General features: G+C 71.5%; 12 protein-coding genes. 5 read left to right on the top strand and 7 right to left on the bottom strand.

What is annotated here, in order from left to right; translation table 11 throughout:
* Positions 1 to 148: 148 nt before the first annotated feature.
* Both G3I65_RS06900 and G3I65_RS06895 read right to left on the bottom strand, forming a co-directional pair.
* On the bottom strand, positions 149 to 1,243 hold the full coding sequence (locus G3I65_RS06900) for an FAD-dependent oxidoreductase (RefSeq protein WP_375336662.1): 1,095 nt from the start codon (positions 1,241 to 1,243) through the stop codon (positions 149 to 151).
* Positions 1,243 to 1,929 (bottom strand): TetR/AcrR family transcriptional regulator, encoded by a 687-nt coding sequence (locus G3I65_RS06895; RefSeq protein ID WP_160695340.1) that lies wholly within the window; start codon positions 1,927 to 1,929, stop codon positions 1,243 to 1,245. The genes G3I65_RS06900 and G3I65_RS06895 overlap by 1 nt, the downstream gene beginning before the upstream one ends.
* Positions 1,930 to 2,299: 370 nt before the next feature.
* Here G3I65_RS06895 and G3I65_RS06890 point away from each other — a divergent pair, with 370 nt between their 5' ends.
* A complete protein-coding gene (locus G3I65_RS06890) occupies positions 2,300 to 2,725 on the top strand; it encodes a DoxX family protein (RefSeq protein ID WP_086858217.1) in 426 nt (141 codons plus the stop codon).
* Positions 2,726 to 2,899: 174 nt separating this feature from the next.
* Here G3I65_RS06890 and G3I65_RS06885 read toward each other — a convergent pair whose 3' ends face one another.
* Positions 2,900 to 3,412 (bottom strand): VOC family protein, encoded by a 513-nt coding sequence (locus G3I65_RS06885; protein WP_160695339.1) that lies wholly within the window; start codon positions 3,410 to 3,412, stop codon positions 2,900 to 2,902.
* A gap of 43 nt (positions 3,413 to 3,455) precedes the next feature.
* On the bottom strand, positions 3,456 to 4,094 hold the full coding sequence (locus G3I65_RS06880; RefSeq protein WP_160695338.1) for a TetR/AcrR family transcriptional regulator: 639 nt from the start codon (positions 4,092 to 4,094) through the stop codon (positions 3,456 to 3,458).
* A gap of 50 nt (positions 4,095 to 4,144) precedes the next feature.
* Here G3I65_RS06880 and G3I65_RS06875 point away from each other — a divergent pair, with 50 nt between their 5' ends.
* Positions 4,145 to 4,579: a nuclear transport factor 2 family protein gene (locus G3I65_RS06875; protein ID WP_160695337.1), complete on the top strand. Its 435-nt coding sequence runs from the start codon at positions 4,145 to 4,147 to the stop codon at positions 4,577 to 4,579.
* Between the two features lie 188 nt (positions 4,580 to 4,767).
* On the opposite strand, the gene G3I65_RS06870 is transcribed toward G3I65_RS06875, so the two are convergent.
* Positions 4,768 to 5,520: a D-Ala-D-Ala carboxypeptidase family metallohydrolase gene (locus G3I65_RS06870; protein WP_309235306.1), complete on the bottom strand. Its 753-nt coding sequence runs from the start codon at positions 5,518 to 5,520 to the stop codon at positions 4,768 to 4,770.
* Positions 5,521 to 5,828: 308 nt separating this feature from the next.
* Between G3I65_RS06870 and G3I65_RS06865 the strand changes: the two genes are divergently transcribed.
* From G3I65_RS06865 to G3I65_RS06855, 3 genes are read left to right on the top strand one after another with little or no spacing between them, the layout of a single operon-like run.
* The gene (locus G3I65_RS06865; protein WP_239070682.1) at positions 5,829 to 6,338 is read left to right on the top strand and encodes an NAD(P)-dependent oxidoreductase; all 510 of its coding nucleotides are present in this window, start codon (positions 5,829 to 5,831) and stop codon (positions 6,336 to 6,338) included.
* A gap of 41 nt (positions 6,339 to 6,379) precedes the next feature.
* The gene (locus G3I65_RS06860) at positions 6,380 to 7,249 is read left to right on the top strand and encodes an alpha/beta fold hydrolase (protein WP_160695336.1); all 870 of its coding nucleotides are present in this window, start codon (positions 6,380 to 6,382) and stop codon (positions 7,247 to 7,249) included.
* A 4-nt stretch (positions 7,250 to 7,253) separates the two neighbouring features.
* Positions 7,254 to 7,844 carry a TetR/AcrR family transcriptional regulator gene (locus G3I65_RS06855; protein WP_160695335.1) on the top strand — a complete coding sequence of 197 codons (591 nt, stop codon included), beginning with the start codon at positions 7,254 to 7,256 and terminating at the stop codon, positions 7,842 to 7,844.
* Here the strand turns inward: G3I65_RS06855 and G3I65_RS06850 are convergent.
* Both G3I65_RS06850 and G3I65_RS06845 read right to left on the bottom strand, forming a co-directional pair.
* Positions 7,841 to 8,389, bottom strand: coding sequence for a dihydrofolate reductase family protein (locus G3I65_RS06850; RefSeq protein WP_160695334.1), 549 nt, complete (start codon positions 8,387 to 8,389; stop codon positions 7,841 to 7,843). The two genes, G3I65_RS06855 and G3I65_RS06850, sit on opposite strands and share 4 nt — an antisense overlap.
* A gap of 102 nt (positions 8,390 to 8,491) precedes the next feature.
* On the bottom strand, positions 8,492 to 9,134 hold a 643-nt coding region (locus G3I65_RS06845; protein ID WP_160695333.1), incomplete at its 5' end, for a S1 family peptidase.

Here is a 9,134-nt window from a genome sequence, read left to right as displayed (position 1 = left end):
GTGGGTCGGCGCGAGCACGCGGGCGCGGGGCGCGAAGTGCTCGACGACCGGGGCGACGCCGCGGGGTCCGGCGCCGCCGTGCAGCACCAGCACGGTGCGGTCGCCGGACCCGGTGTCGAGGAGGTCGAAGGTCATGGTGGTCCTTTCGTCAGTTGCCGGCGGCGAGCCGGGTCATCTGCTCGACCATCGCGGCGGGCGCGCCGGGGGCGAAGCAGGCTTCGAGGTTGTCCGCCGATTCCCGGGCGGCGGCTTCCGCGCGGGGGAACATCGCGGCTTCGTACGCCGAGAGAGCGCTTTCGACGTCGTCGTGGTCCGCCAGCGCGAGCGCCAGTTCGGCGGCGTCGAGCATGGCGAGGTTCGCGCCCTCGCCGGCGAAGGGCGACATCACGTGTGCGGCGTCGCCCAGAAGTGTCACGCCCGGGACACGCGCCCACCGGTGCCCGACCGGCAGGGCGTGGATCGGGCGCGCGACGAGGGCGCCGTCGTGGTCGGCGATGAGCGAGCGGAGTCGGGGCGCGAAGTCCGCGAAAGCGTCGAGCAGCTGTTCCCGATCGGCGAGTTCCGCGATGGCACCGGGATCCTCAGTCTCCACGGCGGCGTACACCCGGATCCGCCCGCCGCCGGTGCGCTGGGCGATCAGCCCCTTCCGCGCGTCGAGGGCGAACATCGACCCGGACCCGACCAGCGCCGCGAACCGTCCGTCCACATCGGACAACCGGGCTTCCACGAAGGACAGTCCGGAGTAGACCGGGACGGCGTCCGACAGCAGCGGCCGGACCTTCGACCAAGCACCGTCGGCACCGACCACCAGGTCGGCCTCGACGACTTCGCCGGTGCCGAGGGTGAGCCGCCCCGGCGACACCGCGGTCACCTTCGCACCCCAGCGGATGGCGCCGCCGGGCAGGGACTCGACGAGGATCCGCTTGAGGGCACTGCGATCGATCTCGGGCCGGGTACCCCCGCTCGCTTCGGCAGTTTCCTCGAACCGGACGACGCCGTGGCGGTCGAGGATCCGCAGCGCTTCACCTTCTTCGCGGGCACAGGCCCGGAATTCGGCCAGCAGGCCGGCCTCCGCCAGGGCACGCAGCCCGGATTCCTCGTGCAGGTCCAGGGTGCCGCCCTGGTCACGGGCGACGGGCGTGGCGTCCAATTCGTACACGGTCGCGGCGATGCCGCGGGTGTGCAGGACGCGGGCCAGGGTGAGCCCGCCCAGGCCGCCGCCGGCGATGGCGATCGCGGGCATCAGGACTCCCCTGGTCCGGGGCGCGGGGTGGCGAGCGCGCCGTTGAGCAGCGCGTCGAACGCCCACCGCGCGCGGACGGGGCCGGGGCCGGACACCAGGTCGGTGGCCAGCGCGGCGATGTGCGGGTGGGTCCGCGGCGACGCCGCCGCCACGGACTCGACCATGACCTCGTGCTCATGGGCGGCGCCCGGCTTCTCCCGGCGGCTGCCGTGTTCGACGGCGGCCGCGGTGGCGCTCAGCAGCAGCACGTCCACCGCCCACGCGGCCTGCCCCGGCGCCATGCCGCCCTCGTCGAGCAGCGCCAGCACGGCCTCGACCAGCGTGAAGTAGTTCGGCCCGCTCAGCCGCGTCACCAGCGCGACGCGCGCCAGGCTCGGGTGCGCGAACAGCACCGCGCGGTAGGAGTCCAGCACCGCCCACAGGCGCTCGCGCCAGTCCCCCGCGCCGCCGAAATCGACCTCGGCCAGCAGTTCGTCGAGCACGGCGGCGTGCAGTTCCTCGGTGTCCTTGACGTAGACGTAGAGCGACGCGGCCCCGGTGTCGAGTTCCTTGGCGAGCCGCCGCATGGTGACGCGCTCGACACCTTCGGCGCGCATCACCGCGACCGCCGTCGCCACGATGCCTTCACGCGTCAACGCCGGTTTCGCCGGGCGCTCCCGCCGGTTGTAAGTGCTGTCCGGAGCCATGCCCCCACCATAACGAACATGTTCGTGACGAACACGTTCGAGTGAGCCGGATCACGGCCAGGGTACGGAGTGGTCCTCAGAATTTTCTCAGAACAATGATGCCCTGCGATTAATCCCGAAACATTCCCGAAACACGAACCGGACCAGTCCACTAACTGGTCTGAACCACTGGATCAAGATCACCCTGACGGCGGTTTTACGTTGCGCACAGCCGGAAACACCAGTGAATCACTTTACTTAATTATGCTTAACCGACGTTAGGACCTTGTGACGGGTGACGGACGGGCGGTATATGTGAGCGAACGAATTCGCAGCGGCCGGTCCCTCCCCCGGCCGGTTCGATGCCGCCCGCACCGACACCGGAGGCACCATGCACCGCCTGAACCCGGCCCGCGAGCACGTCATCGGGCTGTACCGCATCGTCATCGGCTTCTTGTTCGCCTGCCACGGCCTCAAGACCCTGTTCGGCCTGTTCGGCGCGAAGGCCCCCGCGGCCGTCGGCGCCTGGCCGGGCTGGTGGGCCGCGCTGATCCAGCTCGTCTGCGGCGTGCTCGTCTGCGTCGGCTTCGGCACGCGCGTCGCCGCCGTGCTCGGCTCCGGCTCGATGGCCTACGCGTACTTCACCTCGCACGCCCCCGACGGCCTCTTCCCGATCCAGAACGGCGGCGAAGCGGCGACGCTGTTCTGCTGGTCGCTGCTCATCGTCGCGTTCGTCGGCCCCGGCCGCTTCGCGCTCGGCAACCTCACCACGCGGCAGCGGGAAGCGCAGCCGGAACGGGCCGGCGTCACGGCCTGACGAGGAGCCCGGCGGCGCCCCGCGCCGCCGGGCCACCCTCCTCAGCAGCACCGACCACAACAACCCCGGCGGCCAGCCCGCCGTTCCCGCTGACCACCGAGATCGGCGCGAGACCGTTCGACAGGCCGCCTCACCACCCAGGACCCGACCCGGTGAACCTTCGTGGTCACCGCACTAGCGGGAGATCCCGACGCCGCTGCGCGCGTCCGGGCCGTACTTCGCCAGCTCCCCGGCGAGGTCGAGCCGCCCGATGGCCGCGCTCTTCGCGCGGTCGGCGTCGGTCAGCAGCTCGCGCGGGATGATCCAGACCACCTCGAACTCGATACCACTGGGATCCTTGCCGTACAACGACTTCGTGGTCCCGTGGTCCGACGACCCGACCAGCGCGCCCGCCTCGCGGAGCCGGCCCGCGATCCGCTCGAGGTCGCCGAGGGTGTCGACCTCCCACGCGAGGTGGTAGAGCCCCACCGACGTCTGGCCGGCGCCGGAATCCTCGGCCTGGGCCCCGATTTCGAAGAGCCCGAGGTCGTGGTCGTTGCTCGAGCCGGGCGCCCGCAGGAAGGCCGCGCCGCGGTGGGCGTCGCCGCCCTCGATGTAGTCGAAGCCCAGTACGTCCCGGTAGAACGCGACGCTTTCCGCCAGGTCCCGGACGTAGAGCACGGCGTGGTTCAGGCGAAAGATCGACATCGGGACTCCCGCGCGCGGAACGTAATCGATTGAAGTTTCAACTTCAGGTTACCACGAACGACGCCACCCAGAACCGGCCGAGCCAGGCCGCGTAGCGCTCGTCGGTCCACTCGCGCCGCTCGACGAGCTGGTGCCAGAGCGTCCCGTCCGTGGTCGACCACAGCACGTCGCGGCATTCGTCCTCGGCGACCGCGAGCTGCCCGGTCTCGGCGGCCGCGCGCGCGTGCCCGGCCATCGCCACCAGCCGCTGCCGCTCGAATTCGGCGAGCAGCTCCGCCGCCGCGGGGTCGCTCGCCGCCGCGCCGCGTACGGCGAGGTGCAGCCGCGCGGTCCGCCGCATGGTCGCGGTGTTGAAGACCGCGAACGCCGTGAAGCGCTTGCGCAGATCGGGCTCGGCGAACAGGGCCCGCAGCTCCGGGCGGTCGAACAGCGGCACGTCCTGGTCGTCCCCGCCCACGGTGACGTCCCAGGTCCGGTGCAGCAGCGCCGGCTTGTTCTTGAAGGCCGCGTAGACGGTCTCGGGCGCGACCCCGGCCTCGGCGGCGACGTCGGCGATGGTCGTCCGGCCGTAACCCTTCGTGACGAACAGCTCGTGCGCCGCACCCAGGATCCGCCGCCGGTTCTCGCGCGCCTGCTCCTGCCGCCGGCTGGAGTCGTAGCGGCGCTTGACGGGCCCGTTCATCCGATACATCCTCACTGTATTGAAAACAGCACGACTGTATTGGAGTCATCATGCCAGCACCCACCGAAGCGTTCCTCGCCGACATGCTGCCCCGGCAGACCGCCGCCGAACGCGCCATCCACCACGGCGACGCGGGCCCGCGCAGCGAGCTCTGGTCGCACACCGACCCGGTGTCCCTGTTCGGCGCCTGGCTACCGCTGCGCACCGGCTGGGCCGACGTCGGCGAGGCGTTCAAGCGCGTCGCCGCCCAGTTCTCGGACTCGCGCGACTACCGCTTCGAAGTCGTCGCGGCGGGCGCGAGCGGCGACCTCGCCTACACGATCGGCTTCGAGCACAACACGGTGTCGATCAACGGCGAGCCCACGACGTACACGCTGCGCGTCACCCACGTGTACCGGCGCGAGGACGGCGAGTGGAAGATCGTCCACCGCCACGGCGACCGGCCCCCGGACGAACCCCCGCCGGACGGAGAACTCGCTTCGTGAACCACTCTCGGTAGGTCCGGTGACCGACCGGGCGACAAACCTTCGACACCGCATCGAGGCCCTGTTCAGCCGGCCCGGCGGTTCGTAGGGTGGTTCCACCGCAGGACATCGTGTCAGCTGTCCCGCGGGCGGTGGCGCCCCCGGATCCGACCTTTCCCCGAAGCCAAGTCCGGGGGCCCACCGCGTCCTCAGCTGATCGTGCCGCTCTCCCACCACCAGCTCTGCGAGCCGTAGGGGTACTCGACCCGGCTGTCGACGTGCTGGTGCGCGTCCGACAGCGTGTAGCGCTCCAGGCCGGAGAAGCCGCAGGCTTCGGCGAGGACGTAGACCTGCCGGGTGCTCAGCCCGCTGACGTAGATGTCGGCCGCGACCCCGTAGAGGTGCATGCTGTTCGACGCGCCACCGATCGACTGGTTGTGCGCGATGCTGCGGAAGCCGGACGAGATCGTGATCGCGCGCCCGCCCGCTTTGAGCCGCAGCGCTTCGAGCTTGTACATCAGCCGCCGGACGTTCTCCTTCACCGTGGCCGCGCCGACTTTGCCGCCGTCGAAGCCGGAGCCGTCCTTCGAGGTGAATTCGCCGAATTCGAAGTGGGCGGTCGAGCCGTCCGCCGACTCGAGGGCGTTGAGGGCGGCGAAGTCGTCGGAGTCCGCGATCCCGGTGGCGGGCAGGTGGTTCGCGGCCTGGAACCGCGTCAGCGCCGCCGCCGTCCCGGGCCCGAAATCCCCGTCGACGGCCACGTAGGTCTGCTTCGGACCGTCGGCGGCCCAGCCGGCGACGCGGATCTGCAGTTCCTTCACCGCGGCCCCGGTCGAGCCGGACCGCAGCGACGACGGCCACGAGTAGGCCGAGGCGACGCCGGGGAACGCCGCCATCACGGCGGCGCCGCCGGCGAGGACGACGCCGGTCTTGAGCAGGGTGCGACGGTCGAAAGTGGTCACGAAGGCCTCCGGAGTGGACGGCGACGGGGCCCGCAGCAGACACCGGACGGCCAAAGATCCGCCAACCGCGCGTGCGCCACTCCGGCATAGCCGCGAAGCGGGTCGTGAATTCTCCACCACCTCTTGCGCACAGTTAGCTTAGCGCTAAGCTAGTCTCCTTAGCGCTAAACAACCTCTCCGAAGGAGTCCCATGCGCATCACCGTGTTCGGCGCCGCCGGCAACGTCGGCCGCCGGGTCGTCGCCGAAGCCCCTCGCCCGGGGCCACGAAGTCACCGCCGTCGCGCGGGATCCCCGGCGCGCCGAAGGACTGCCGGCGCCCGTGCGCCCCGGCGACGCCGCGAACCCCGAAGACGTCGCCGCGCTGAGCCGCGGCCAGGACCTCGTGATCACGGCGACCCGCCCCGCGCCCGGCCGGGAGGACGAACTCGTCGAAGCGACCCGCGGCCTGCTGAAAGGCCTGGCCGGGACCGGCGTGCGGCTGCTGGCCGTCGGCGGCGCGGCCACGCTGACAGCGCCGGGCGGAACCACAGTGCTCGACGCGCCGAACTTTCCCGCGGAGCTGCGCCCGATCGCCTCGGCGTGCCGGGCGCAGCACGACGTCTACCGGGCCGACACCGCCGTCGACTGGACCTACGCCAGCCCGCCCGCGCTCCTGGAGCCGGGCGAGCGAACCGGCCGGTACCGGCTGGGCGGCGACGAACTGCTCGTCGACGCCGACGGCCGCTCGGCGATTTCGATGGAGGACTTCGCGGTCGCGCTGCTGGACGAGGCGGAACGGCCACGCCACCACCGGGCCCGCTTCACCGTCGCCTACTGAAGACATTTACATACATACACCATGTATGTAACCTGACTCGCATGACGCAACGCAGCGAAACCCTGGGTCAGGAGCACCGCGTCCGGCTGCCCGCCGGCGAGGTGCGGTACTTCGAACGGGGCTCGGGCGCCCCGGTGGTGTTCGTCCACGGCGTGCTGACGAACGCGGAGCTCTGGCGGAAAGTGGTGCCCGACGTCGCCGCGGCCGGGTTCCGGTGCCTGGCGCCGGACCTGCCGCTCGGCTCGCACGACCTGCCGATGCGCGCGGACGCCGACCTCTCCCCCACCGGCAACGCCGACCTGATCGCCGATTTCCTCGAGGCGCTCGATCTCCGCGACGTCACGCTCGTCTCGAACGACACCGGCGGCGCGCTGACACAGATCATGCTCAGCCGCCGCCCGGAGCGGGTCGGGCGGGTGGTGCTCACGCCGTCCGACTGCTTCGAGTACTTCTTCCCGCCGATCTTCAAGGCGCTGCCGTCGATCTCGCGGGTGCCCGGGTCGATGGCCGTGCTCGGGCAGCTGTTGCGGATCCGGGCGCTGTACCGCCTGCCGCTGCTGTTCGGGTGGGTGACCAAGCGGCCGCTGCCGGACGCGGTCGCGCAGGCCTACCTCGGGCAGCTGCGGAAGTCGGCCGGCGTACGCCGTGACCTGCGCAAGCTGCTCAGGGACGTCCACCCGCGGCACACCTTCGCCGCGGCCGAGAAGCTGAAGACCTTCGACCGGCCGGTGCTGCTGGCCTGGGCACCGGAGGACAAGCTGTTCCCGATCCGGCTGGCCCACCGGCTCGCCGCGCTGCTGCCGGCCGCGAAGCTCGTGGAGGTGCCGGACTCCTACACCTTCGTCTCCGAGGACCAGCCCGCCGCGCTGGCCCGCCACGTCGTCGAGTTCGCGGGCGTCATGGCAGATTAGGCGGGTGCGACGTACCCAGCAGGACCGTTCCGCCGGCACGAAGGCCGCCTTGGTCGCCGCCGCGCGCGAACTGTTCGCCGTCCGCGGCTACCAGGCCGTGCCGGCGGACGAGATCACCCGCGCGGCCGGGGTCACCCGCGGCGCGCTGTACCACCACTACGGCGACAAGCAGGGCTTGTTCCGCGCCGTCGTCGAGGAGCTCGAACGCGAGCTGACCGAGGAGGTCGAAGCCGCGTTCGGGGCCGCCGCCGACCCGCTGACCGGCATGCTGCGGGGGCTGGGTGTCTTCCTCGACGCCTGCCTGCGCGAGGAGGTCCGCCGCATCTCGCTCACCGACGCCCCGGCCGTGCTCGGGTGGGAGGTCTGGCGCGAGATCGAGGCGGAGTACGGCCTCGGCCTGCTCGTCACCGTGCTGGAGCAGGCCAGAGCGGACGGGCTGATCGTCGACCAGCCCGTCCGCGCCTTGGCCCAGCTCGTGCTCAGCGCCGTGATGGAAGCGGCGCGGATGATCGCCGCGGCGGACGACCCGGAACGGACCCGCGCCGAGGTCCAGCAGGTGCTGGGCGGCTGGCTCGGGAGCCTGCTTCGGTCCTAGCGCGTCCGGTAGGTGCTCAGCACCGCGGGACCGACCGCCGTCGTCGAAACCAGCCGCAGATCCGCGGGCGCCGCCTCGACGAACAGCCGCCGTCCCGCGCCCACCAGGCTCGGGAACACGAGCAGCCGGTACTCGTCGACGAGGTCGCGCCGGGCGAGCGCCTGCGCGATGCCGATCGAGCCGATGACGATCAAGTCCCCGTCGTGGTGCTCGGCCGTCTCGAGGAGATCCCCTTGCAGCAGCGAGGAGTTCTGCCACGCGGTCACGTCGGTCAGCGTGCGCGAGACGACCAGCTTCCTGGCCGCGTTGAGCCGGGCGGAGAACTCGTCGGTGCGGCCGGGCCAGAGCTTCGAGAAGAGCTCCCACGTGGTGCGGCCGAGCAGCAGGGTCCCGGTTTCGAGCAGCGTGCCGAGCCGGAACTTGTCCCCGGCCACCGCTTCCGGCCCGTGCCGGAACGCCCAGCCGCCGGTCGCCGTGCCACCCGAACCGTCCGGGTCCTCCGCGACGCCGTCCAGGGTGACGAACTCGGTGACGATCACACTCATGTCTGCTCCCGGTGCTTCCCGCCGCGCCCCCTTGGCGCGGCTTCACCGGTACCTACCGGCGGCGGCCGCCGGATTCATCGGCCGCCGCCGGAGGAATTTTTCCTACGCCGTGACGAGCGACAGGCCGTAGGTCTGCAGGATCTCGTTCACCGGCTGGAACCACGTCTCGCCGCCCGAGCCGCAGTTGCCCCAGCCGCCGGAGGTGACGCCCTGGGCCTGGTCACCGGTGATGAACGAGCCGCCGGAGTCGCCGGGCTCGGCGCAGACGTTGGTCCGGGTCATCTGGTAGACCGCGCCCTGGGAGTAGTTGACGGTCTCGTTGAGCCCCAGCACCGTGCCGCAGTGCCAGTGCGTGGTCGAGCCCGAGCGGCACACCGACGTGCCGACCGGCGCGACCCAGGACCCGCGGACGAGCGCGTCGCTGACGGTGCCCCAGCCGAGCACGACCGGCGCGGTCCACCAGCCGTTGCCGATGCGGATGAACGAATAGTCGTTGCCGGGGAAGGAAGAACCGGCGAAGCTGCCCATCGCCGAGCCGTCCCAGCCGACGACCGAGCTGCCCGTCCCGCCGCAGTGGCCGGCGCTGACGAAGCCGCCCTGCACGGAGAACCCGATGGAGCAGCGGGTGTTGCCGTTGATGTAGTACGGGTCGCCGCCGACGGTGCCCGCCGAGAACGGCTGCGCGGCCGGCGCGCTCGCCACCGTCACCGGGCCCGCTTTCGCGGCACGGGCGAGGAAGGCGTCG

Origin of the sequence: Amycolatopsis sp. SID8362 (assembly GCF_010550475.1) — a bacterium.
GTDB lineage: Bacteria > Actinomycetota > Actinomycetes > Mycobacteriales > Pseudonocardiaceae > Amycolatopsis > Amycolatopsis eburnea.
This window is presented reverse-complemented; position numbering and strand designations above follow the sequence as displayed.